This is a genomic window from Kitasatospora sp. GAS1066B, assembly GCF_041262605.1.
Taxonomy (GTDB): Bacteria; Actinomycetota; Actinomycetes; order Streptomycetales; family Streptomycetaceae; genus Kitasatospora.
The window spans coordinates 28,652-53,005 of record NZ_JBGCCO010000033.1 but is presented as its reverse complement, the minus strand read 5'-3'; the positions used below and the strand labels follow the sequence as shown (position 1 = coordinate 53,005).

Annotated in this window: 19 protein-coding genes; 4 read left to right on the top strand and 15 right to left on the bottom strand. The window is 76.1% G+C overall.

Annotated elements, in window-relative coordinates; all coding sequences use genetic code 11:
• Positions 1-5 precede the first annotated feature (5 nt).
• From ABH937_RS30410 to ABH937_RS30390, 5 genes are all read right to left on the bottom strand, one after another.
• Positions 6-833 carry an ECF transporter S component gene (locus ABH937_RS30410; RefSeq protein ID WP_280686830.1) on the bottom strand — a complete coding sequence of 276 codons (828 nt, stop codon included), beginning with the start codon at positions 831-833 and terminating at the stop codon, positions 6-8.
• A complete protein-coding gene (locus ABH937_RS30405; protein WP_280686831.1) occupies positions 830-2,443 on the bottom strand; it encodes an ABC transporter ATP-binding protein in 1,614 nt (537 codons plus the stop codon). The genes ABH937_RS30410 and ABH937_RS30405 overlap by 4 nt, the downstream gene beginning before the upstream one ends.
• Positions 2,440-3,555 (bottom strand): energy-coupling factor transporter transmembrane protein EcfT, encoded by a 1,116-nt coding sequence (locus tag ABH937_RS30400; protein ID WP_280686832.1) that lies wholly within the window; start codon positions 3,553-3,555, stop codon positions 2,440-2,442. The genes ABH937_RS30405 and ABH937_RS30400 overlap by 4 nt, the downstream gene beginning before the upstream one ends.
• Positions 3,552-4,205, bottom strand: a complete 654-nt coding sequence (locus ABH937_RS30395) for an SCO2322 family protein (RefSeq protein WP_280686833.1) — start codon at positions 4,203-4,205, stop codon at positions 3,552-3,554. The genes ABH937_RS30400 and ABH937_RS30395 overlap by 4 nt, the downstream gene beginning before the upstream one ends.
• Before the next feature lie 158 nt (positions 4,206-4,363).
• Entirely contained in the window at positions 4,364-5,623 is a 1,260-nt protein-coding gene (locus tag ABH937_RS30390) for a terpene cyclase/mutase family protein (RefSeq protein WP_280686834.1), read from the bottom strand.
• 318 nt (positions 5,624-5,941) lie between these two features.
• Here ABH937_RS30390 and ABH937_RS30385 point away from each other — a divergent pair, with 318 nt between their 5' ends.
• The 3 genes from ABH937_RS30385 (at position 5,942) to ABH937_RS30375 (ending at position 9,214) form a co-directional block, all read left to right on the top strand.
• Complete coding sequence (locus tag ABH937_RS30385; RefSeq protein WP_280686835.1) at positions 5,942-7,273, top strand: glycosyltransferase family 4 protein; 1,332 nt, start codon at positions 5,942-5,944, stop codon at positions 7,271-7,273.
• 121 nt (positions 7,274-7,394) lie between these two features.
• Positions 7,395-8,129 (top strand): class I SAM-dependent methyltransferase, encoded by a 735-nt coding sequence (locus tag ABH937_RS30380; protein ID WP_280686836.1) that lies wholly within the window; start codon positions 7,395-7,397, stop codon positions 8,127-8,129.
• 47 nt (positions 8,130-8,176) lie between these two features.
• On the top strand, positions 8,177-9,214 hold the full coding sequence (locus ABH937_RS30375; protein ID WP_370146074.1) for a prenyltransferase/squalene oxidase repeat-containing protein: 1,038 nt from the start codon (positions 8,177-8,179) through the stop codon (positions 9,212-9,214).
• A 71-nt stretch (positions 9,215-9,285) separates the two neighbouring features.
• Here ABH937_RS30375 and ABH937_RS30370 read toward each other — a convergent pair whose 3' ends face one another.
• The 10 genes from ABH937_RS30370 to lanL all read right to left on the bottom strand — a co-directional run bounded on the left by ABH937_RS30370 (position 9,286) and on the right by lanL (position 23,087).
• Positions 9,286-10,380 (bottom strand): hypothetical protein, encoded by a 1,095-nt coding sequence (locus ABH937_RS30370; RefSeq protein WP_280686837.1) that lies wholly within the window; start codon positions 10,378-10,380, stop codon positions 9,286-9,288.
• Positions 10,381-10,467: 87 nt separating this feature from the next.
• A complete protein-coding gene (locus ABH937_RS30365) occupies positions 10,468-11,385 on the bottom strand; it encodes an N-acetylmuramoyl-L-alanine amidase (protein ID WP_280686838.1) in 918 nt (305 codons plus the stop codon).
• Positions 11,386-11,391: 6 nt separating this feature from the next.
• On the bottom strand, positions 11,392-12,804 hold the full coding sequence (locus tag ABH937_RS30360) for a hypothetical protein (protein ID WP_370220111.1): 1,413 nt from the start codon (positions 12,802-12,804) through the stop codon (positions 11,392-11,394).
• Between the two features lie 239 nt (positions 12,805-13,043).
• Positions 13,044-13,697, bottom strand: coding sequence for a class I SAM-dependent methyltransferase (locus tag ABH937_RS30355; RefSeq protein WP_280686840.1), 654 nt, complete (start codon positions 13,695-13,697; stop codon positions 13,044-13,046).
• A gap of 249 nt (positions 13,698-13,946) precedes the next feature.
• Positions 13,947-14,102 (bottom strand): hypothetical protein, encoded by a 156-nt coding sequence (locus tag ABH937_RS30350; protein WP_280686841.1) that lies wholly within the window; start codon positions 14,100-14,102, stop codon positions 13,947-13,949.
• A 186-nt stretch (positions 14,103-14,288) separates the two neighbouring features.
• Positions 14,289-16,136, bottom strand: a complete 1,848-nt coding sequence (locus ABH937_RS30345) for an ATP-binding cassette domain-containing protein (protein ID WP_370220110.1) — start codon at positions 16,134-16,136, stop codon at positions 14,289-14,291.
• On the bottom strand, positions 16,136-17,776 hold the full coding sequence (locus tag ABH937_RS30340) for an ATP-binding cassette domain-containing protein (protein WP_370220109.1): 1,641 nt from the start codon (positions 17,774-17,776) through the stop codon (positions 16,136-16,138). The genes ABH937_RS30345 and ABH937_RS30340 overlap by 1 nt, the downstream gene beginning before the upstream one ends.
• 134 nt (positions 17,777-17,910) lie before the next feature.
• A complete protein-coding gene (locus ABH937_RS30335) occupies positions 17,911-18,045 on the bottom strand; it encodes a VenA family class IV lanthipeptide (RefSeq protein WP_280686844.1) in 135 nt (44 codons plus the stop codon).
• Between the two features lie 171 nt (positions 18,046-18,216).
• Positions 18,217-20,217: an alpha/beta hydrolase family protein gene (locus tag ABH937_RS30330; protein WP_370220108.1), complete on the bottom strand. Its 2,001-nt coding sequence runs from the start codon at positions 20,215-20,217 to the stop codon at positions 18,217-18,219.
• A complete protein-coding gene (gene lanL / locus ABH937_RS30325) occupies positions 20,214-23,087 on the bottom strand; it encodes a class IV lanthionine synthetase LanL (RefSeq protein WP_370220107.1) in 2,874 nt (957 codons plus the stop codon). Before lanL ends, ABH937_RS30330 begins: the two co-directional genes overlap by 4 nt.
• A 339-nt stretch (positions 23,088-23,426) precedes the next feature.
• On the opposite strand from lanL, the gene ABH937_RS30320 reads away from it, so the two are divergent.
• Positions 23,427-24,317, top strand: coding sequence for a Nif3-like dinuclear metal center hexameric protein (locus tag ABH937_RS30320; RefSeq protein WP_280686847.1), 891 nt, complete (start codon positions 23,427-23,429; stop codon positions 24,315-24,317).
• Positions 24,318-24,354 lie beyond the last annotated feature (37 nt).

The following is a 24,354-nucleotide window of genomic DNA, read 5'->3' as shown; positions in this document are numbered from 1 at the left end:
TGGGGTCAGGGGGTGCGGGTGCCGGGCTGCTCGGCCGGGTGGAAGGCGACCGGGGCGTCGAAGGCGGCCCGGCGGGTGGCGCGGCGCAGCGCGCGCAGCACCGGGGTGCCGACGGTGAGGCTCAGGACGGCGGTCAGGGCGGCCCGTGGCAGGTCCCAACCCATCGAGGTGGTCAGGCAGTAGACCGCGAACCGGGGGAGGTTCGCGGTCAGCGGGCCGCCGGGGACGAAGGCGATGGAGCTGCTCAGGCCGCCGATGTACGGCCAGCCCTGCAGGTTCATGATGGTGCCGTAGAGGACGGCCGCGCCGGCGCCGTAGCCCGCCAGCAGCAGCAGTTCGCGGCGGCCGCGCAGGGTGGCCCGCCCCGGCAGCAGGCCGGCGCCCAGGCAGACCCAGCCCATGCTGAGCATCTGGAACGGCAGCCAGGGCCCGACGCCGCCGGTGAGCAGCGCGGAGGCCAGCATGGTGATCGCGCCCAGCACGAAGCCGGTGCCCGGGCCGAGCACCCGCCCGGCCAGCACCATCAGGAAGAACATCGGCTCCAGGCCCGCGGTGCCCGCGCCGAGCGGGCGCAGCGCGGCGCCGGCGGCGGCCAGCACGCCGAGCAGCGCGACCGTCTTCGGGTCCAGGCCGCCCTCGCCGAGCTGGGCGACCAGCACGGCCAGCAGCAGCGGCAGCAGCAAGGTGAACAGCCAAGGGGCGTCGGCCGCGTGGCCGACCAGGGCGGAGGAGGGCGCGGCGAGCAGCGGCCAGCCGAAGGCGACCAGGCCCACCAGCGAGGTCAGGGTGAGCGCGGTGATCGAGCGCGGGCCGAGCGGGACGGGGCGGGTCATCGGCGTGGGTGCCCGATCGCGTCGGCCACCTGACGGACCGTCAGCCAGGGCTCGGGGGCGAGCACTTTGGCCACCTGCGGGGCGTAGACCGGGGAGGCCAGCACCACTTCGGCCGACGGCCCGTCGGCGACCAGCTCGCCGTCGGCCAGCACCAGGGTGCGGTGGGCGACTTCGGCGGCCAGCTCCACGTCGTGGGTGGCCAGCAGGATCGCGTGGCCGTCGGCGGCCAGGGCGGTGAGGATCTCGACCAGGCGCTGTTTGGCCGGGTAGTCCAGGCCGCGGGTGGGCTCGTCGAGCAGCAGCAGGGCGGGGCGGGCGGCCAGCACCACGGCGAGGGCGAGGGTGAGGCGCTGGCCCTCGGAGAGGTCGCGCGGGTGGGTGTCGTCGGCCAGGCCGGGCGCCAGGCGTTCCAGCAGGGCGCGGCAACTGCCGGGCGTGGCACCGCAGTCCTGTTCGGCGGCGGCGCACTCGGCGGCCACGGTCGCGGCGCAGAGCAGGTCGCGCGGGTCCTGCGGGACCAGGCCGACCTGGCGGACCAGCTCCTGCGGGCGGGCCCGGTGCGGGGTGAGGCCGCCGACCCGGACCGAGCCGTTCGCGGGGGCGTGCAGGCCGGCCAGGGCGCCGAGCAGGGTGGACTTGCCGGCGCCGTTGCGGCCCATCAGGGCGGTGACCTGGCGGGCGTACAGGGTGAGCGAGAGGTCGCGGACGGCCGGGATCGAGCCGCGCCGGACGGTGAGGCGGGCGGCCTCGGCGACCGGGGTGCCGGTGGGCGGTGGGGCGGCGACCGGCGGGGTCTGCGCGAGGCGCCCGCGCAGCGGGGCCGCGAGCCGGCGGGCGTCGCGCACCGAGAGCGGCAGCGGGTGCCAGCCGGCCAGCTTCCCCAGGCCGACCACCGGCGGGTTGACGGGGGACTGGGCCAGGACCGCGGCGGGCTCGCCCAGCACGGCGGGCCGCCCGTCGCCCGGCAGCAGCAGTACCTGGTCCGCGTACTGCACCACCCGTTCCAGGCGGTGCTCGGCCATCAGCACGGTGGTGCCCAGGTCGTGCACCAGCCGCTGCACCACGGCCAGTACCTCCTCGGCCGCGCCGGGGTCGAGCGCGGAGGTCGGCTCGTCCAGCACCAGGACCTTCGGATGTACCGTCAGCACCGAGCCGATCGCCACCCGCTGCCGCTGGCCGCCGGAAAGGGTGCCGAGCGGGCGGTCGCGCAGCTCGGCCAGCCCCAGCAGGTCCAGTGTCTCCTCGACCCGGCGTCGCATCACCGCTGGTGCCACGCCCAACGACTCCATGCCGTAGGCGAGTTCGTCCTCCACCGTGTCGGTGACGAAGTGTGCGCCGACATCCTGGCCCACCGTGCCCACCAGGTCGGCGAGTTCGCGCGGCCGGTGGTCGCGGGTGTCGCGCCCGCCGACGGTGACCCGGCCGTGCAGCACGCCGCCGGTGAAGTGCGGGACCAGTCCGTTGACGGTGCCCAGCAGGGTGGACTTGCCGACCCCGGACGGGCCGACCAGCAGGCAGAGTTCGCCCTCCGGGACGGTCAGGTCGAGGCCGCTGAGCGCGGGCGCGGGCGCGTCCGGGTAGTGCACCGAGACCTGCTCGAAGGTGATCACGGGTTTCGGTCCTTCCGGGTGGCGGGCAGGCGGAAGCCGGGTGGCCGGGGCGCGGCGAGGGCCGGCAGCAGCGCGAGCAGGATCGCCAGGGCGGCGGCGAGCGGGAGTTCGGGGGCGGTCGGCGGGACCACGGACGGGGAGAAGGCGGCGGGGTCGCGGGTGGCCAGCAAGCTCAGCACGGCGGCGGTGGCCAGGCCCGAGCCGGCCGTCAGCCACTCCGGCAGTGCCCAGCGGTCCGGGCGGTAGCGGGTGCGCACGGTCCGCCGGCCGCCGAGCGCCAGGCCCGTCGCGCTCGCGGCCACGCCGAGCAGCAGCGCGGGCGGCGCCCAGCTCGCGCCGTCCGTGCCGAGCAGCCCGTAGGCCGCCGCGCAGAGCGCGAGCAGTCCGAGCAGGGTGAGCGCGGCGGTGGCCCGGGCGAGGGCGCGGGGCACCGGTGCGGTGCGCCCGAAACCGCGGCTGTCCATCGCGGCGGCCAGCGCCACCGAGTGCTCCAACGCGCTCTCCAGCACCGGCAGTCCGACGCTGAGCACGGAGCCGATGCCGCGGTCCGGGCGGCCGCGCAACCGGCGGGCGGCGCGCAGCCGGCCGACGTCCGCCACCAGGTTCGGCGCGAAGGACATCGCCACCACCACGGCCACGCCCACCTCGTAGAGCGCGCCGGGCAGCAGGCGCAGCAGCCGGGCCGGGGAGGCCAGCGCGTTGGCGGCGCCGACGCAGATCAGCAGGGTGGCCAGCCGCAGGCCGTCGTAGAGGGTGAAGAGCAGCGACTCCAGGCTCACCCGGCCGCCGATCCGCACGCCCTGGGCCCAAGTGGGCAGCGGGAGTTGCGGGAGGGTCAGCAGGGTGTGGGTGCCGGCGATCGGGGAGCCGAGCAGCACGGTGAAGAGCAGTCGGAGCAGCAGCACGGCCAGGCCCAGCCGCAGGAAGGTGCCGTACGAGCGCGACCAGGGCGCCTCGGTGCGGCGGGCGGCGACCACGTAGCCGGCCACCGCGATGATCAGCAGCAGGAGCAGCGGGTTGCTGGTGCGGGTGGCCGCCGCGGCCAGGCCGAGCGCCCAGAGCCACCAGGCGCCGGGGTGCAGCTGGCGGGAGTTCTGCCTCAGCGGGCTCATGGGCGACGGCGTCGGCGGGCCTGCCACCAGGCGCCCGCGCCGAGCAGCAGGATCAGCGCGCCGCCCACCGTCAGGCCCAGGTCGGGGCCCGAGCTCTTGGCGGTGGGGGCGGCGGCCGTCGGGGCGGTGACGGCCTCGCCGCAGCCGGTGGCCGGGTAGCCGGCGATGGCGCAGAGGACCCCGTTGCTGTCGTAGCGCAGCGGTGGGGCGAGCGTGGCGAGCACCTCGGCCGAGCTGGCGTCCGGGCGCACCTGGGCGCAGCCCGTACGAGCCGCCGGGGGGACGGCTGTTGACGATGCGTCAGCCGAGGTGCCGAAGTCCAGCACCACGCCGACCCGCTTCAGCCCGGGCCGTGCCGGGGTATTGGCGCACAGGGCGGCGAAGTCGGGGGCGCCGCCCGGCCGGGCGGCGTGTTGCCCGCCGTCGGGGCTGAGTGCGAAGCGCCAGCCGTCCACGCTGCCGTCGGCGGGCAGGTAGCCGACCGGGCCCTGCGTCTGGTAGCTCCAACTGCCGTCGGTGCCACGCCAGAACGACCAGTAGCGGTAGGTGGCCGCCGCGGCGGGGGTGCTGAGCGCGAGGGCGCTGAGCAGGGCCAGCACGGCGGCGGTGAGGATCCGGGCCGCGCCGACCCAGCTAGGGCGCGTCTTCAAAGTCCCGCCGGGTCCGCGACGCCGGGCATCCCGCCTGGACACACGCCCGGATCGCCCAAGTACGACCCAGTACGAGGACGACCCGGGCGCACGCCCAGCCGGGCGCCCAACGCCGCGGACCGATCCGACGCGACTTTGAAGACGCGCCCTCGGCCGGGTCACAGCGAGCGCTTGCGGTTCATGCTGAGGAACAGGCCACCGCCGATGCCCGCGAGCAGGCCCACGCCCACCAGCCAGAGCGGGGAGAAGCCGCCGCTCTTCGACTTGGCGCTCGGCGCGGCGGAATCGCCCGTCGCGGCCTGCGCCGCCGGGCCGGCGTCGGCGAGCTGCTTGACCAGGTCGGTGCCGGCGAAGGCGTGCGGGTCGTGCCCGGCGGCCTCGGCGGCCAGGATCAGCGTGGCGGTGGCGGCCGGGTCGGTGCCCGCAGCGCCCTTGGTCCAGGGGCCCGCGTTGGCGTTCAGCCAGTCGGCGGCGGGCGTGGCCTGCTGGGGGTGCCCGGCCCGTACCAGGCTCAGCACGGCCCAGGCGGTGGAGCCGAAGTCGGGGCTGGGCGCGGCGCCCGGCGTGCTGAGCATCAGGTGCTGCCCGCTCGCGGCCAGCGTGGTGCTGAGGTAGGAGGAGGCGCCCTCGGCGGAGACGCCGGCGGCGGTGGCCGGGCAGTCCAGCGGCTTGGGTGCGGCCCCGGTCGGGCTGCCGGCCGCGACCGGCAGCGAACCGCCGGCTGCCGCGAGCGTGGCCTGCGCGGTGGCCAGCGCGTTGGCGCTCGCCGGCTGCCCGGCGCTCGCCGCCTGGTAGGCGAAGGCGCCGCGCTGGTCGGCCGGGGCGGCGCAGCCCAACTGCAGTGCGCCGAGCGCGTCCAGGCCGGTCTTGCCGGACTTGGCCACCGCCGTCGGGTCGCCGCCGGCGGCCCGCAGCGCGCTCAGCACCAGGCCGGTCGAGTCGGCGTCACCCTGGCCGCCCGGGTTGTAGGACCAGCTGCCGTCCGCGTTCTGAACGGTCTTCAGCCAGCCGACGCCCTTGTCCACGGCCGCCTGGTGCCCGCCCAGCGCGACCAGCGCCTGCACCGCCATCGCGGTGGCGTTGCTGTCCTCGGTGGCCGCCGTGCAGGCCGCGCCGGTGTCGGCGCGGAAGGACGGCCAGCCGCCGTCGGCGCACTGCTGCGCGGTCAGCCAGTCGACCGCCGAGGCGGCCGGGGTCACCTTCGCGGTGTGCAGCGCGGTCAGCGCGAGCGACTGCCGCCAGACGCCGTCGTAGGTCGGGTCGCCCTTGCCGTAGACGGCGGCGGGCGGTGCCACCGGTGCGGGCGAGGCGCTGGGCGCCGCGGCCGGGGAGGCGTCGGCCAGCGCGGGGCCCGCGGCGAGGCCCGCCAGCAGCGTGGCGGTCAGGACGGCGGCGCCGGTACGGGCGGGCGAGAGCATGGCGGTGCGGAGGCCTTTCGGTGGACGTCGGGCGGTCCGCTCTCCCGGCCGACGGCTCTGGTCGGCGCCGGTTGCGGCCCATACGACTCTAACCGGCCCGCGAATGGCCACCGACCGCCCCACCGACCGCCCCACCGACGGCCGCCGACCGCCCCGTCGGGGCCCGCCCGCCGACGGCCCGTCGAGGCCCGCCCGCCACGTGCGTCGGCGTGGCCTGCGGGGCAGCGTGGCGTGAATCACCTTCCCCGCCTGGGATGCCGAAGCTACGGGCCGGTATCTTCGAGGTCTCTCACTGTTCACAGGTTCAAGGGGTTGACCATGACGGGGCAGCCACCCTCCACGGCCGACCGCCGGCCGCTGCGGATCGCGCTGCTCTCCTACCGCGGCGACCCGTTCTGCGGCGGCCAGGGCGTCTATGTCCGGCACCTCTCCCGGGAGTTGGCCCGGCTCGGCCATCACGTAGAGGTGATCGGCGCGCAGCCCTACCCGGTGCTGGACGAGGTCGAGGGCCCCGGCTCGGTGCGCCTGGTCGAGCTGCCCAGCCTGGATCTGTACCGCGCCGACGACCCGTTCCGCACGCCCGCGTTGGCGGAGCTGCGCGGGGTGGTCGACGCGCTGGAGGTCGCCACCATGTGGACCGGCGGCTTCCCCGAGCCGCTCACCTTCTCGCTGCGGGCCCGCCAGTTCCTGGCCCGGCACCGCGGCCGTTACGACGTGGTGCACGACAACCAGACCCTCGGCTACGGCCTGCTCGGCCTGGCCCGGCACGGCTTCCCGCTGGTCACCACGATCCACCACCCGGTCACCGTGGACCGCCGCCTGGAGCTGGAGGCGGCCGGCACCCCGCTGCGGCGCCTGTCGCTGCGCCGCTGGTACGCCTTCACCCGGATGCAGCGCCGGGTCACCGCGCGGCTCGACCAGATCATCACGGTCTCCGGCAGCTCCAAGGCCGAGATCGTCCGGCACCTGGGGGCCACGGCCGACAGCGTCTCGGTGGTGCCGATCGGCGCCGACACCCGGCTCTGGTCCCCGTCCGCAGAGGTCCCGGTGGTGCCCGGGCGGATCGTCGCCACCTCCAGCGCGGACGTGCCGCTCAAGGGCCTGGTCCACCTGGTCGAGGCACTCGCCAAGGTCCGCACCGAGCGGGACGCGCACCTGGTGGTGGTCTGCAAGAAGCAGGGCGAGGGCCCGGTGGCGGACGCGGTGCGGCGGTTCGGCCTGGAACGGCACATCGAGTTCCGCACCGGCCTGACCGACCAGGAACTGGTCGACCTCTACCGCTCGGCCGAAGTGGCCTGCGTGCCCTCGCTCTACGAGGGGTTCTCGCTGCCCGCGGCCGAGGCGATGGCCACCGGCACCCCGCTGGTGGCCACCACCGGCGGCGCGATCCCCGAGGTGGCGGGACCGGACGGGCAGACCTGCCTGGCCGTGCCGCCGGGCGACGCGGGTGCGCTGGCCGGCGCGCTGGGCCGGCTGCTGGACGACGCCGAGCTGCGGGCGCGGCTCGGCGCGGCCGGTCGGGAGCGGGTGCTCGCCCACTTCACCTGGGAGCGCGCGGCCGAACTGACCGCCGAGCGCTACCGCGTGGCCGTCGCCAGCGGCGTCGGGCAGCGCGGCCGCTCCGGCGCGGGCTGGCGCTACGTCGCCTGACGGCGTGCCGCTGCGGCGTGCGTGGCCGCAGCATGTATGGCCGCAGCGTGCACGACCGCAGCGTGCGTGGCCTGAAAGTGCGTTACCAGATCGTCCGTGTACCGAATGGGAGCTCCACACCGTGCTGACCGTCGATTTCTCCCGCTTCCCGCTCGCCCCCGGTGATCGGGTGCTCGATCTGGGGTGCGGCGGGGGCCGGCACGCGTTCGAGTGCTACCGCCGCGGCGCCAACGTGGTGGCGCTGGACCAGAACGCCGAGGAGATCGCCGAGGTCAAGCGCTGGTTCGACGCGATGGCGGCGGCCGGCGAGGCGCCGGCAGGGTCGAGCGCGGTGGCGATGGAGGGCAACGCGCTGGCGCTGCCGTTCGAGGACGAGTCCTTCGACAAGATCATCATCTCCGAGGTGATGGAGCACATCCCGGACGACAAGGGCGTGCTCAACGAGATGTTCCGGGTGCTCAAGCCCGGCGGCCTGCTCGCGGTGACCGTGCCGCGCTGGCTGCCGGAGAAGATCTGCTGGGCGCTCTCCGACGAGTACCACGAGGTCGAGGGCGGCCACATCCGGATCTACCGGGGCGACGAGCTGCTCGACAAGCTCCGCGAGGCCGGCCTGAACCCGTACGGCACCCACCACGCGCACGCGCTGCACTCGCCGTACTGGTGGATCAAGTGCGCGGTCGGCGTGAACAACGACAAGGCGCTGCCGGTCAAGGCCTACCACCAGCTGCTGGTCTGGGACATCGTCGGCACCCCGGTGATCAGCAAGCTCACCAAGGCCGCCGAGGCCGCGCTCAACCCGGTGCTCGGCAAGAGCTTCGTCGCCTACGCCAGCAAGCCCAACCGGGCCGGCGAGTGACGCCGCACGAGGGGGTGGCCAGCCCCCGCACGCTGCTGCTGCCCGGGGTGCTGGACGCCGAGCAGGCGGCCGCCACCGTGCGCGGCATCCTGGCGGAGCAGCGGCCGGACGGGGCCATCCCGTGGTTCGCCGGCGGTCACCTGGACCCCTGGGACCACACCGAGGCCGCGATGGCGCTGGACGTGGCCGGCGAGCACGCCGCCGCCGAACGCGCCTACCGCTGGCTGGCGGAGTGTCAGAACCCGGACGGCTCCTGGTACGCGGGCTACTTCGGCGACGGTGCACCCGGCGTCAGCAACCGGGCGGTGGAGACCAACTTCTGCGCCTACCTGGCGGTCGGCGTCTGGCACCACCACCTGACCACCGGCGACGACGCGTTCCTGAGCCGGATGTGGCCGGTGGTGCGCCGCGCGCTGGACTTCACCGTCGGCCTGCAGCTGGCCGACGGCGCGATCGCCTGGCGGCTGGACGAGGACGGCACGCCCGTCCAGGAGGCGCTGCTCACCGGCTCGGCCAGCATCCTGCACGCCCTGCGGTGCGGTCTGGCGATCGCCGACCAGCTCGAAGACCCGCAGCCGGACTGGGAGTTGGCCACCGGCCGACTGCAGCACGCGGTCGCCGAGCACCCCGAGCGGTTCCTCGACAAGGGCCGCTACTCGATGGACTGGTACTACCCGGTGCTCGGCAGCGCGCTGCGCGGCCCGGCGGCCCGGCAGCGGATCGAGGCGGACTGGGACCGCTTCGTGGTGCCCGGCCTCGGGGTCCGCTGCGTCAGCGACCGGCCCTGGGTGACCGGCGGCGAGAGTGCCGAACTCGCGCTCGCGCTCTGGGCGTTGGGAGACTCCGAGGGGGCGGTGGAGATCCTGCGCTGGATCCAGCACCTGCGTCACGAGGACGGCTCCTACTGGACCGGCTACGTCTTCGAGGACGACGCCATCTGGCCCGAGGAGCGCACTACTTGGACGGCCGGCGCGCTGCTGCTCGCGGTCGCGGCGCTGGGCGGCGATCCGGCGACGGTCGCCGTCTTCGGGGCCGAACGGCTGCCGAACGGGCTTGCCGTGCAAGGGTGTTGCCGAGCGAGCTGAGACGACTGCGCGAAGGGGCCGGCGGGAGATTCCCGCCGGCCCCTTCGCGCGTGCTCGGATCGTGGCCGAGGTCAGCCGCGCTGGATGCCCGTGCTGTCGGGCAGCAGGCCCTGGCTGCCGTCCTGCAGCTGGGCGATCAGGGCGCTGCCGCGCTGGTCCACCGCCAGGTACCAGGTGCCGGGCAGCAGCTCGCCGACCGGCGGACCGGCCGAGCCGTCCTTCGGGGCCAGCCGGCGCGGCTCCGGCACCGCGAACCAGAACGGCGCGAAGTCGGCGGCGGGGGCCTGGGCGGCCGGGGTCGGCTCGGGGGCCGGTGCCTGGGCGGCGACCGGAGCGCTCTGCGCGGCGGCGGGAGCCGGGGCCGGGGCGGCCTGCGCGGCGGCCGGGGCGAAGGCGCCGGCGTCCTGCGGCTGGGCGGCGGCGGGGTTGGGCTGGCCGTAGCCGAAGTCCGGGGTGGGCTGGCCGAGACCCGGCTGGCCGGGCAGCGGCTGACCGGGCTGGCCGGCGCCCGGGGCGGGGAAGCCGTAGCCGCCCTGCTGCTGCGGCTGGCCGCCGCCGAAGGTCATCCCCGGACCCTGCTGGCCGGGCAGCGGCTGGCCGGGCTGGCCGGGCTGGCCGACACCCGGGGCCGGGAAGCCGTAGCCGCCCTGCTGCGGGTATCCCTGGCCGGCGCCCGGGTAGCCGCCGACCGCCGGCTGGTAGCCCTGCGGCGCGGCCGGCTTGTCCGTCAGCAGCGGCGCCTGCAGCGCGGGCACCAGCGGCCCGGCCGCGGCGGCGCCGGCCAGCACCAGCACCGCGAGCACCCCGAGGTAGGCACCCCAGGAGTGGTTCGAGCCGGCGACCAGCGACCACAGCGCGGTCCACAGCGCGACCACCGAGAAGGAGACGCCCCACTGGTCGAGCCGCAGCCCCAGGATCTGGCGGGTCCTGGCCGCCTCCCCCTGGAAGCGCTGCAGCAGGATCAGCGCGGCGGCGACGATGCCCAGCAGGTAGACCGAGGGCAGGATCGGGAACAGGTTGCTGTTCCAGACGCTGGAGGAGCAGCTCGCCGACGACACGTACCGGGGGCAGTCGATTGACCAGTACGGAAGGAAGGACGAGATGAGCAGGAGCGCGGCCGCGCCTGCGACGGCGGCATCTCCCCTGGTGAGAGCGCGCAAGTTCACTGATCGGTCCCCTCGGTGGTGTGTCCTGTCGGCGTGACGCCGTGCGATTCTACTAACCCGGCGCCGGGGTGGTCAGCCAGTGGTGGTTCAGCCGGTGGTGGTGAGGAAGCCGGTGAACGCGTCGGCGATGCCCTGGGCGGCCCGCTGGCGCCACTGCGGGTCGGTCATCCGTGCCGCGTCCCCGCTGTTGCGCATGTTGCCGCACTCGATGAACACCTTCGGCACGGTCGACAGATTCAGACCACCGAGATCGCTGCGGGTGTCCAGGCCCTGGTCGGCGACGTAGTCGGCGTAGGGCTCCCCGGTGGCGGTGTGGAAGCTGTCGCGGACCAGCAGTCCCAGCCGGTGCGAGGGGTCGACGATCGCGCTGGTGTCGGCCTTCCCGGCCACCACCTTGGCGGGCATGATCACGTGGAAGCCGCTGCCGGAGGCCGGACCGCCGTCGCCGTGGACCGAGATCGCCGCGTCCGCGTGGGCGGTGTTGCCGATCGCCGCCCGCTCGTCCACGCACGGTCCCCAGGCGCGGTTGCCGTCCTGGGTGAGGATCACGGTGGCTCCCAGGCTCTGCAGCAGGTCGCGGATCCGGTGCGAGACGTCGAGGGTGTAGGCGGCCTCGGTGTAGCCGGCGTCGGTCTCGGTGCCGGTGGTGTCGCACTCCTTGTGACCGTTGCCCACGTCCACCTGCTGGTTGATCTCGGTGGCGTGGCTGAAATTGCCCGGATTGTGGCCCGGGTCGATCACGACGGTCTTACCGGCGAGCGGCTTGGCGCCGGTCGTGGTGGAGGCCGACGGCGCGGTGCTGGACGGCGCGGGCGAGGCGGCAGGGGAGCCGGTGCCTGACGGGGACGGGGACGCGGACGGCGGGGCGACGGTGACCTCGCTCGGTACGGGGCCGGCTGCTCGGGTGGCGGCCGTGCTGGTGCCGCAGGCGCTCAGGGCGAGCAGCGTGAGCAGGCCGAGCGGGGCGGCGAGCGCGCGAGAGGCGGTGCGGGAGGCGTGGTTCACGGAGAGTCAGATCCTGTCCCAGGTGCGGGGCGTCAGGCCGTAGGTGGTGGCCAGGGCGTTCCACTTCGTCACGAAGTCCTGCTTGGCTTGGGTCGCCTGCGGGTTCAGCGCGTCCGCGTGCTGCTTGTCCGGCGTGGACGGCGCGGTCCTGCCGCCGCCGCAGCCCTGCGCGCTGATGGTCCGGGCCCAGGCCGCGTACGAGCGGTCGATCTCGCCGGACTCCTGCCAGGCCGTCTTCAGGCCGGCGGCCGCGTCCGCACCGCCGGGCAGGTCGGCGAGGTTGAGCTTGGCCAGGTCGGCGAGCAACTGGTCGCGCTGCTGGGCGGCGGAGTCGAAGGTCTGCGCGGCGCTGTCGATGTCGGCCTTGGCCGGGCAGCTCTGCACCTGGGCGACCGCGCTGCCGATCGGGGACTTGGCGGCCTCGCCCCGGGTCAGCAGGGCGTCCATCGCCTGGGCCTCGGCCAGCGCGTTCGCCCCTGCCGAGCCGCTGGCGGACGGGCTCGCGCTCGCTCCCGCCGAGCCGGACGGCGCGCCCGAGGTGGTCGGTGCGGCCGCCGGCGCGCCGGTGGGGGAGGCCGTGGCCGTGGGCGGGGCGGCCTTCGCCGTCTTGGCCGGGCTGCCCGAGCCCTGCAAGGCGAAGACGGTGCCGCCGCCGATCGCCAGCAGCAGCACCACGCCGATGCCGACCAGCAGCGGGCCGCGGCGACGCGGGCGGTCGTCCTGCTCGGGGCCCTCGGGCTGGTACTCCTCGTAGCGGCCGGGCAGGTTGATGCCGGCAGGGGCCGGGTGGGGCGGGTAGCCGATCGGGGCCTGCTGCGGAGGCGGGTAGCCGCCCGGGGCCTGCTGCGGAGGCGGGGGCGGGTAGCCGCCCGGGGTCGGGGGCTGGTAGCTCGGGACGGGTGGCCGGAGCTGGTAGCTGGTGAGCTCCTGCGGCGGGACGGGCGGCAGCGCCTGGGTGGCGTCGAACGCACCGGCACCGGGGGCGCTGAACGGGCCCGGCTGCTGCTGCGGCCCGGCGTGGCCCGGGAAGCCGGTCGGCGGTTGCGGGGGCGCCGGGGGGACGGCCGGGGCGGGTCGGCTGAAGGGGGCGCTGCCCTGTTGCGGCGCGACGTGACCAGGAAAGCCACCGGGGGCCGGGGGTGGTGTGACGTGACCGGGAAAGCCGCCCGGGGCCGGGGGCGGCGCAGCGTGGTCGGGGAACGCGCCGGGGGCCGGGGCCTGGCCCGCCAGGTACGGGCGGGCGGCCAGCGGGGGCCCCTGGTCGCCGACCGCGCCGGTCGCGGGGGGCGGCGCCAGCGGCGAGCCGGGGCCGGCCGCTCCCTGCGGCGCGTCGGCCGGTCGGGGCCGGACCCAGCCACCGGCGCCGCCGCGCGCGGTGGGATCCCAGACCGCCGGTGTCGTGTCGCCCTGGTCCGTCATCGTGTGGCCCCGCCTTCAGGTCCTGCCCCGCAGGTGCTGGGTCTCGCCGGTGCGTTCTCGGTATCGGTGCGCGCCCGTCGTCACCGTACCGGCACCGTACCGGCCGATCGCCGCTTCCCGTGCGGTGGCTCCCGGAAAAGGGCGTGCCGCGGACCGGTTCGGCCGACATGTCCGTTCCGGGTGCCGACCGGTCGGGTGTTGGGCCCGGGGGGCGGGTCGGCGCGCCCGGCCGCGATCGGTCACACCACCGGGCGCCGCAGCACCCGCAGCGACCCGGTGACCGAGATCTCCTCGAAACCCTCGTCGAGGGCGCGCAGGTAGACCCGGTACGGGGCCTGGCCGCCGTCCGCCGGGTCCGGGAAGACGTCGTGCACGACCAGCAGGCCGTCCGCCGCCAGATGCGGCACCCAGCCCGCGTAGTCGCCGCTCGCGTGCTCGTCGGTGTGGCCGCCGTCGATGAAGACCAGCCCGAGCCGGCCGCCCCAGACCGCCGCGACCTGCGGCGAGCGTCCGACCAGCGCGATCACGTGCTGTTCCAGGCCGGCCGCGTGCAGGGTGCGGCGGAACCGGGGCAGCGTGTCCATCAGGCCGACCTCGGGGTCCACCAGCGAGGCGTCGTGGTACTCCCAGCCGGGCTGCTGCTCCTCGGAGCCGCGGTGGTGGTCCACGGTCAGCGCCACCGTGCCGGTGCGCCGGGCGGCGTCGGCCAGCAGGATCGCCGAGCGGCCGCAGTAGGTGCCGATCTCCAGCACCGGCAGCCCGGTGCGCGTCGCGGCCTCGACGGCGGCGGCGTACAGCGCGAGGCCCTCGTCGAGGGGCATGAAGCCGTCCGCCGCGGTGAAGGCGGCGAGCACCTCGGGTGCGGGGCCGGTCTGCTCCCGGGTGTCGTTCATGGTGCCGCTGCTCCCTCTGTCCGGTACGACCGCGTGTGCCTGACGACGGCGTGTGCGTGACGACCGCACTCGCGTGACGACCGCATGCGCGTGTCCCCGGGACCCTACTCGATCGGGTCGGCGCGCCGGTTACCGGTCGGTAGCGGGGCGGACAGGCCGAAGGCCCGGTGCGCGGGTTGCGCACCGGGCCTTCGGACGGCGGATCGGTCGGGCCGCCGGCGGTCGGCCGCGCGGTCGGACCGGGGCGGTTCAGTTGCTGGCCGCGTCCAGCCGGTGGCGGCCGTGCGGGTCGGCCTCGTTGGTGTCGTCCGGGGCGGAAACGCCTCGGTGGCGGCCGTGCACGGCGTCCTCCGAGGTGGCCTCGTCGGCGCCGAGGTCGGTGGTGTCGGTGAGGTTTTCGGACATCAGCTTCGTCTTCCGTGCGAGGGTGCAGGTATCTGTGGTGCCGCACGGCACCGCCGGCCGTGACCGGGCCGGGTGCGGGGAAGTCGCGTCCGGCGTGGCGCGAATTCCCCGCGACACACCAGGACGTTCACGCCCCACTGGTCCGTCACCCTAACGGCCGGGTGGGACAACAGACTATCGAGCCGGTCATGACTGCAGGACGGTCGGCAAGGCCGCGCTGGTTGCGTCAGGTGTGTCCGCTGGGGTGTTGGGCGTGGCCGACGGCGTGTCACCTCCTGGTGGACGGTGGCCCGACACGCCGGAATCCAGCCAGTGGCCGACCAGCTCCCGGTAGAGCGGGGAGAGGACCTGTAGGTCGCCGTGGAGCGCGGTGAGCGCCGTGCCGCCGTCCAGCAGCAGCACCCGGTCGGCGCGCAGTGCGGAGGCGATCCGGTGCGCGATCACCACCAGGGACCCCGGGCGAGCCGCGAAGGCCGCCTCCACCCGGGCCTCGGCGGCCGGATCCAGGTGGCAGCCGGCCTCGTCCAGCAGCACCACCGGGGCGGGGGAGAGGTAGCTGCGGACCAGGGTGAGCAGCTGGCGCTCGCCGGCGGAGAGCGCGTCCGGGTCCGCCAGTTCGGCGTCCAGCCCGCCGAGTCGGGCGACCAGCGGGGCGGCACCGAGCAGCTCGATCGCCGGGGTGGGGTCGACGCCGGGGTTCAGCCAGTCAAGGTTCTCCCGGACGGTGCCGGCGAAGAGGTAGGCCTGCTGCGGCACCAGCGCCACCCGGGCCGCGCGGTCGGCGGCGGCGAGGGTGTGCAGCGGGACGCCGCTCAGGGTGACCGTGCCGTGGTCCGGGGTGATCAGCCCGGCCAGCAGGCTCGCCAGGGTCGACTTGCCCGCACCGCTGGCGCCGACCACCGCGAGGTGCTCGCCGGGCCCGAGGGTGAGGTCGAGGCCGGTCAACACGGGTGCGGCGGCCGGACCGTGGGCGTAGCACAGGCCCTGGGCCCGCAGGGTGCCCGCCTGCTCGGCTCCGCCCGCCTGCTCTGCGCTGGCGGCCGGCTCGGCCGGGTGGCGGGGCTCGGGCCCGGTCGCCGTGGCGGCCAGCCGGTCGACGGTGACGGCGAGTTGCGGCAGCCAGCCGCCGGCGGCGCCGGAGAGCGTGCGCACGGCCGGCTCCAACTGCTGTGTCAGATAGGCCAGCACGCCCAGCACCTCACCGGCCGTCAGCCAGTGGTGCGTCACCAGCCAGGGTGCCGCCGCGACCACCAGCAGCACCGGCAGGCGCCCGCCGAGCGCCACCGCGAGCGAGCGCAGCGCGGTGGCCCGGCCGAGCGCGCGAGCGGCCTCGCCCTGGGCCAGGACGGCCTCGCCGACGGCCGCCGCCACCCGGGGGCCGGCCGCGCAGGCCGCGATGTCGCGGACCCCGGCGAGCGCCTGCGCCGCCTCGGCGGCTACCCGTTCCTCGGCCAGCACCAGGGCTCGCCGGCGCCGCACCAGCGGGCGCAGCAGCCGGGCGAAGAGCAGCCCGCCCGCCGCCAGCGGCAGCAGCACCAGGGGCAGTACGGCGGGTGCCAGCAGTGCCAGCCCGAGCAGCGCGCCGACCAGGCTGACCCCGACCCCGCGCAGCGTGCGCAGCAGGGTGGCGGTCAACTGCCGTACCGACTCGACCTGTTCGGTGAGCCGGGCGACCTCGGCGGGATCGGCGACCGGGCGGCTCAGGGCCGCCTCGACCACCTGCCGGACCAAGGCGTCGCGCAGCGGTTCGACCACCGCCGCGACGTGCGGGAAGGCCGCCCGGGCGGCCCAGCCGCGGAGCAGCAGCGCCAGGCCGAGCAGCGTGAGCCAGCCGCAGCCGGCCAGCGGGCGGCCGACCAGGAAGCCGTGGTCGGCGGCGGTGGCCAGCAGCAGCCCGGAGAGCAGCGGCGGTACGGCCTCGACCGCGGCCCAGCCGAGGATCCGCAGCAACGGGGTGCGCGAGCCGCGCAACTGGGCGCGGAGCAGTGGGAGCAGCGGGAGCAGCGCCGACGGGTGGTCGCGGTGGCGTCCCATCAGCTCGCCGTTCCGGTTGCCGCCAGCACCGCGCGGTACTCGGGGTCGGCGAGCAGGGCGGCGTGCGGGGCCAGGGCACGCAGCCGGCCCCGGTCGAGCCAGGCGACCAGGTCGGCCTGGGCCGCGACCCGGGCGCGGTGGGCCACCACCAAGCGGGTGCGTCCCGCGGTGGCCTGGTCGAGCGCGCGGGTCACCTGGTACTCCGTCACCAGGTCCAGGCTGGAGGTGGCGTCGTCCAGCACCGCGATCCGGGCCTGTTGGGCCAGCATCCGGGCCAGTCCGAGGCGCTGCAGCTCGCCGCCGGAGAGCCGCAACTCGCCGGGGGCGGTGGCCGGTCCTGCGGGCAGCCGGGCCAGGAAGCCGTCGGCCTGCGCGGCCCGCAGGTGCTCGGGGCCGGCTCCCTCCAGCGCCTCGGCGACCGTGCGTCCCACCAGGACCGGCTGTTCGAAGGCATAGCCGACGGCGGCCCGCAGGGCGTCCGGGGCGAGTTCGGTGACCGGGACACCGTCGATCAGCACCTCGCCCTGGTCCGGCTCGCGCAGCCGGCCGGCCAGCGCGGCGAGCAGTGACTTGCCCGAGCCCGAGCGGCCGACCAGGGCCACCGTGCTGCCACCCGCGATGGTGAGGTCGAGCGGCCCGAGCAGCGGCCGGACGGCGGACTCGCCCTGGACCACGACCTGACGGAACATCAACTCACCGGTTCCCGGCGGCAGTGGGGCCCGACCGACGGCGGGGGCGGGGATGGCGAACAGCTCGTCGAGCCGCAGCTGTCCGGCCCGCGCGTGGGCCAGCCCGGCGAGGGCCTCCACCTGCTCGAAGAACCCGACGCCCAGGGCCGACCAGCCCGCCGCGGCGGCCAGCGCGCCGGGTGGCAGGGCGTGTTGGGCGACCAGGGTGCCGGCGGTGCTCAGGACGGCCAGCTCGACCGCCGCGATCAGCAGCATCGCCTGCCAGACCGTGCGGCGCTGGGTGTGCCACAACGCGTGTCCCGCGTCGGACAGTTCGGGCAGCGGCGTGAGGATCCGGGCGGCCTCGCGGGCTTCCGCGCCGGCGGCGTGGATGCTGCGCAGGCCGGCCAGCGCGCCGGTCAGCCGCGCGGCGAGCGCGGACTGGGCGCGCTGGTAGCGGACGAACCCGGCGCCGGCCTGGCGTCCGAACAGCCGCACCAGCAGCACGCCCGGGACCACCCCGCCGAGAAAGGCCAGCGCCAGCCAGGGCGACAGCACGCCGAGTCCGATGATCGCGCCGAGCGAGCTCAGCAGCGCGGTGGCGGTGCCGACGGCGGCGGGGAGCCGGTTGCCCGCGTCCGCGGTGGCGCTCACCAGCCGGGCGGTCAGATCGCCGGCCGGCCGGCTGATCCGCTGCGGGCCGAGCGCCAGCAGGTGTCCGAGGAAGCGCTCGCGCAGCGCGGCGGTGGCCTCCGCCGAGCAGGCGGGGCCGGCGAGCGCGAGCACGGCGCTGGTGGCCGCGCCCGCCAGCAGCGTGGCGGCGAGCAGCGCGAAGGCGGTGGTGGAGCCACTGCCGGCGGGGCGGGCGAGGACCGCGTCGGCGGCGCCCGCGATCGCGGCGGGCAGCGCCAGGGTGACGGCGGCGTCGAGCGGCGCCGCGACCAGCAGCGCGGGCGTCCAGGGTCGCGGCATCGGTAGGGCCTTCCAGGGGCGGTGACGAATATCGGTGGTGCCGGATATCGGTGGCGCCGGTCCGGGCCGCCGACCGTGTGGCGGCGGCAGCCCGGACCTCACCGGGGCCGATCAGCCCCGGACCATCGCGGTGATCAGGCGATGGTGAAGATCAGGCAGGTCAGGATCAGGCAGGTGTACTGGCACCCGCTGCCGTGCCCGGTCAGCTCGGCCGACTCCGTCTCCGGCAGGTCCTGCAGCGCGGCGAGGTCGGTCTCGAAGCTGGTCATGTTCTCCATGGTGGGTTCCTCCCCTTGGTTGCGCGCAGCGCGAACTCGCCCCGCGCGCTTCGGTGTGTGATGGCTGCCGTGCGGCCGCTCCGTTCGCGGCCACCGGCGTTTCTCCTCAACCAGCTTGCTGAGCAAGCAAGCTGAGGAAGTCTCAGATGTTCGGCGGGCGGGCTAGCGGCCCCGCAGGAATCCCGCCAGCAGCTCGTGCAGCATGGCCGCGCCCTCCTCGGCGAGCACCTCGTGCCCCGCGCCGGCCACCTCCAGGTAGCGCAGGTCGCTGCCCTCGGCCCAGCCGATCCGCAGCAACTCATGCCGCAGCGAACGGGATTGGCCCACCGGAACCACCTCGTCCCGGTCGCCGTGGACGACCAGCAGCGGCGCGGTCAGGCGGTGCGCCAGCTGCAGCACGTCACGCGGTCCGTAGGCGTCGTCGATCGGGTCGGCGCCGCCGAGGCGGGTGGTCAGCGCTCGGACCGGCGGCCCGGCCTCGGCCAGCAGCCGGGCGCCGGACATGAACGGGGCGACCACCGCGCACCGCCCCAACTGCCCGCTGGGGGCGTGGGCGCTGGCCAGCAGGGCCAGGAACGCGCCGTAGCTGACCCCGAACAGCGCGGGCGGTGCCAGTCCCAGGGTGGTGCGCCGGTCGGCCACGTCCGCGAGCAGCGCGAGGACGTCGGCCAGGTCGGGCCCGCCCCAGGCGCCGCGGATCGCCATCGCGTGGGCGGGCCCGTAGCCGGTGCTGCCGCGCTGGTTGGGCGCGAGCACCGCCAGACCCTCGGCGGCCATCCGCTGCAGCGTCGGGTCGAACTCCAGCCGCCAGGCGTCGGCCGGGCCGCCGTGCAGCGCGATCACCAGGTGCGGGCTGGTCAGCCAGGCCTCGCCGCCGTAGACCACGGCCTCGATCGGCCCGGCCGGACCGGTCAGTCGCCGGCTGTGCGCGCCGTGCCAATGGTTGCCACCGCTGGGCGCGGCGCTGCCGTCCAGCCGCCAGCCGGGTCCGGCCGCGCTGGACCGGAGTGCGAGCACCGGGGAGTCCGCACAAGGGAGTTCGGCCGGCCGACCGCCGGCGCCCAGCGGCGCGACCGTCCCCACCCCCGCCAGCAGGTCGACGTCCAGCGTGGCCAGTGCGGCCGGATGGTCCGGCGCCGAGTACGGCATCCGCAACCCGCCGGACCTCGACCAGGACCCGATCGCCCCGAGCCGGCCCGGCGGCACCGGCAGTGGCTCCAGCCGGGCGTCCCCGGGTCGCCAGAGCGCCAGCGCCGACGAGGCGCCGTGGTCCAGCTGCACCACCACCCGACTGCGCGCGGCCTCTCCCGCCCCGGGCTCGACCACCACGGGCCGCGGGAACAGCCCGGGCAGGTGCAGGCTCTGCGGGAACCGGACGGGCTCCGCGCCGTCGAGCACGCCCCAGCCGAGCCGGTCCTCGCCGGGGGCGTCGCTGCGCAGCAGCAGGAACCGGGTGTCGGGGTCGAAGAGCAGTAGCCGGTCGTTGCTGCGCTCGGCGATCTCCAGCAGCGGAGTCACCGTGCCCAGCCACAGGTCGAGCGCGACACTCTTGACCACCCCGGCGCGGACCCGGTCCAGGCTGAGCAGCCGACCGGTCCGGTCCAGCCAGACCCCGCCGCCGTGTAGCCCGGGGAGTTCGGCGACCTGGCTCGGCGGTCGGCCGTCGGCGTACACCAGCCAGGCGGTGGTGGTCGCGGCCGTGCCCTCGGCGCCGGCCCGGGTGCGGGTGTCCGTCCCCAGGGCCACGGCCACCGCTGGGCCGGCGGGTGTGGGCCCGTCCGCGCTCGATGTCAGCGGCGACAGCGACTGTGGCATCGGCAGCAGCCGCAGCCCCGCCATCCGCAGGGTGGCCACCGACCGCTCCTCGGTCAGCCCGTCCTCCTCGGCCAGCAGCACCAGATCGTGCCGCTCGCCGTCGTGCCGGCAGACCAGCACCCGGCCGTCCGGCAGCGCGACCAGCTGCGAGCGCAGGCTCTCCGAGCGGCCGCCCGCCAGTGGCAGCGGCCGCGGTCGCGCGGGCTCGCCGTCGGCCAGTCGCCAGCTCTCCGCGTACCAGCCCCGGTCCGCGCCGGCGGCCAGGCAGGCGGCGTGCGAGCCGTCGGCGGCGAAGGTGAAGCTCAGCCGGCGCAGGGCTGGCGCGGCGGTCTGCAGGGCGGCGGTCATCGTGCTTCCCCTGACGATGCTTCCGCTGAGGGTGTTTCCACTGACGGTGTTTCCGCTGGGACGGCCGGGCGGATCCCCGACACCGGGTCGACCCAGAGGCGCGGCCCGCCGTGCCGCAACCGCAGCAGGAAGCCGAGCGGCCCTGCGGTGCCCGTCCCGTACCCGGCCGCGCAGCCGGTGCCGGTCTCGTCGGGCAGCACCAGTAGCCCGTCCTGGAGCGCGGCCCTGGCCGTGATCAGTTGGGCCAACTCCCGGGCACCGTCCTGGAATCGCGGTTCGCCGGTGGCCTGGGCCAGGTCCAGCAGGTACTCGCCGTCCCCGGCCAGGCCGTGGCAGGCGCTGGTGCCGCTGTGCCACCGGTTGTCCAGCACGGCGGCCCCCGCCGCCGCAGCCAGCTCGCGCAGCGCCGGATCGCCGTTGACCTGCCAGAGCCGCACCAGGAAGCTCCCGACCCCGGAGGAGCCGCTGCACCAGTGGGTGAGTCGCACACCCGGCGGGTCGCCGGCGCTCTGCGGCCACCAGGCCGCCTCGCCCTGCCACCGCGCGGTCGCCGCCAGGGTCCGCGCGGCGCGCTCGGCGCCGGCCAGTGACCCGGCGTCGCCGGTGGCCTGGTGGACGGCGAGCAGGAAGGCGCCGACGCCGGCCACGCCGTGCCCGTACCCGAGGTGGGTGATCCCGGCCAGGCTGGAGTCGAAGTCCTCGGGCACCGGCCAGACCGTCCCGTACGGCTCCTGCACGGCCGCCGCCAGCAGGCTGCGGGCGGTGGCCAGCGCGCTCTCCCGCTCACCCAGCCGCAGTCGCAGGAAGCCGGCCCCGGCCGCGCCGTGACAGACGTCGGGGTTGGGCCAGTGGACCGGGACGGGCGCGGCCAGCTGGCGGGCCCGGGTGGCCAACTCCCGGTCGGCGAGCGCCTCGGCGGCCTCCAGCAGCGCCCAGGCCGCCCCGGCACGTCCGAAGTGCAGGCCGGGCAGCACCATCGGCTCGGCGGCGCACCGCCGTTCGATCCACCGGGTGGCCTGACGCACCGTCAATTCGACCTCGGCGTGGGCCGAGCTGCCCAGCAGGTCGGGCGTCGCCAGGGCGCGGGCCAGCACCGCGAGCACGCCGGCCGCGCCGTGCTGGACGTTGCACGGGTCGGTGCGCTGCCCGGCCGGCACGGTGGGCCAGAGCCGGTCGGGGCGCAGCGGAGTGGCGGTCCGGGCCAGTTGCCGCAGCCCGTCCAGCAGGACCCGGTCGAGCACGCCGTCCGGAACCGTGCCCGGCCCGCGCGCACCCTGGTCCGCTGGTCCGGCCGTCGCCAGCGCCGTCCGGACCCGGGCCGCCGACCACCGCTCGCCGGGCGACTGGGCCCGCAGTCCGAGCACCACCGCCGCCAGCCGCCGGGCCGTCGACCCCTCGCGCGCGGCCAGCGCCAGCCAGCGCCCGAGCCGCTCGGGCACCGGACGGGCCCTCGGCAGATCCTGCGGCAGCAGCGGATCGTGCCCGGTGGCGAGCAGGAAGAACAGCCCGCCGAGCGCGAACAGGTCGGCCGCCGGATCGGCCCGCAGCGAGCCGGCCTCCTGCTCGGGCGCCCGGTAGCCGGGAGTCCCCGCCGTGCCGGCCACCGTCCCTGCCGGGCAGGCGAGTTCGAGGTCGATCAGGCGCAGCGACCCGTCCGGGCGGACCAGCACGTTGCCGGGGGACAGGTCGCGCAGCACCAGTCCGGTCGCGTGCACCCGCTCCAGCAGCTCGACCAGCGCGAGCGCCATCGGCCCGGCCTGTTCCCACGGCACGTCGGGCGCGCCGTCGCCGGTCAGCCGGGCCGCCACCCAACTGCCCAGCGGCTGGCCCGGGATGTGCTCCTGCACCAGCAGCACCGAGTCGGCTTGCTCGATCAGCTCCAGCGGCCGCGCGGTGAGCTCCAGCTCAGCCAACTCGGCGAGCAGCAGCGCCTCGTGGCGCAGCGCGGCGCGGGCGTCCAGGCCCGCCCGGTCGACCTCGATGTACGCCCTGGCCTGCTTGACCACCACGTTCCCGCCGCCCTGGGTGTCGGTGCCCAGGAACACCCCGCCCTTGCTGCCGTGCCGCAGCGCCGCCGTCAGCAGATACCGGTCTCCGATCAGCACCGCACCGCCCTTTCGGTCCGCGCTCGCCGGCCGCCGGTCCGCGCCCTGTGGCCGCGCCGTGCGGGTCGCGTCCGACCCCCTCCCCTCGACGGGGTCGACCACCCACGACGGGCGGCGGTAGCCCGCCCCTCGCACGTCCTCCACCCGCCGCCCGCCCGGGCCGTGCAGCAGCGAGCGGTACCCGCCGTCGTTGCCCAGCTCGGCCCGCCGGGCGATCACGCCGTACCGGTAGTGCACCCGGCTGTCCGGCACGTACGGCCGGTCGGAGAGCACCACCGGGCCCGGCAGGCCCTCGGTGGCCCGGTGCAGCGCCTCGACCAGCCGCTCGAACTGCGCCTCGACCAGCGGGTAGACGGTGATGAACTTGCCGGCCGAACCGCGCTCGCTGTTGCGCGAGTTGATCTGGTGCAGGCGCTCCCGGTCGGCGGCGAACTTGAAGACGCACGGGTCCTCGGCCACCGCTGTGGCCACCGCCGAGAGCACCTCGGCGGCGACCGCGCTCGCCGCGCTGACGTGGATCTTCCAGCCCTGCTCCGGCAGCAGCTCGGGACGGGCCAGCAGCTCGGGCGGCCGCACCGTGCACCAGAAGCCGTCGAAGGCGGCCCTCCAGCCGCCCGCGACCCGCCCCGGCTGCTCCTCCTCGGTGCCGGCCACGGCCGCCCGGGCCACCTCGACCAGCGTGTCGTCCGCGGGTGCTCCGGTCCGCCACGTCCGGTCCACCGACTCCGGCCCCCCGGCCAGTCGCAGCGGTATGCCTGCCGCCATCCGCGCCCACCCCCTCTGTCCCGTCCGGTTGTCGGTGTCCCCCTGGAACGGCAACTTCCGTTCACACCAGAGAAGTTACTTTCGGTGCTGGAGGTGCTCAACGCGTCCGGGGTCACTTCACTCGTACGGGTGATCCGGATTCGTTTTCGCCTGCGGACCCCCGTCCCGTTCTGTCAAGGCACGGCCCGGCCCACACCGGCTCCGCCCGGGCCGTCCGGCTCCGGCGGGCCGGCGAGTGCTCTCGCGCGCCGGTTGACGCACACGGCCCGACCTGGTCGAACGGTGCCGCGCGCGGCCCCACGGCCCCGGCCGCGCCCCGGCGCGCGGTAGTCTCAACGGGTGCCGAAACTGTCCGACGTCATCAACGCGCTCGACGAGCTCTACCCGCCCCGGTGGGCGGAGTCCTGGGATGCCGTCGGCCTGGTCTGCGGCGATCCGGACGAGCAGGTGCGCCGGGTGCTGTTCGCCGTCGACCCCGTGCAGGCCGTCGTCGAGGAGGCGGTGGCCTGGGGCGCCGACCTGCTGGTCACCCACCACCCCCTCTACTTGCGCGGCACCACCAGCGTGGCCGCGACCTCCTTCAAGGGGCGCGCGGTGCACACCCTGATCCGCGCCGGCATCGCGCTGCACGTCGCGCACACCAACGCCGACCAGGCCGCCCCGGGCGTCTCGGACGCGCTGGCCGAGGCGATCGGCCTGACCGTGCTGGCCCCGCTGGTCCCGGACCCGAGCGACCCGGCGGGCCGCCGGGGCATCGGGCGGATCTGCCAGCTGCCCGCGCCGCTGCCACTGGCCGAGTTCGCCGCCCAGGTGGCGGCCGGCCTGCCCGCGACCGCCACCGGCGTGCGGGTCTCCGGCGACCCGAAGCGCCCGATCCACCGGGTCGCGGTCAGCGGCGGCTCGGGGGACGGCTTCTTCGCCGAGGTCCGGGCGGCGGGCGTGGACGCCTACGTCACCGCGGACCTGCGCCACCACCCGGCCTCCGAGGCCACCGAGGCCTCCGCCGTCGCGCTGGTGGACGCCGCGCACTGGGCCACCGAGTGGCCCTGGCTGAACCTCGCCGCCCGTTCGCTCGAAGCGGCCGCCGCCGAGCACGGCTGGGAGCTGGCGACCCGGGTCTCCACCCTGGTCACCGACCCCTGGACGGCCCACGCGCCGATGCCCGACGCTCATTCGTCGATGCCCGACGCCCAGGCACAGCCGTCCGCCGACGCACCGTCAGCCGGCTGACCCCGGCGCCCCCGTACTTCCCACCCGCTCGACCTCG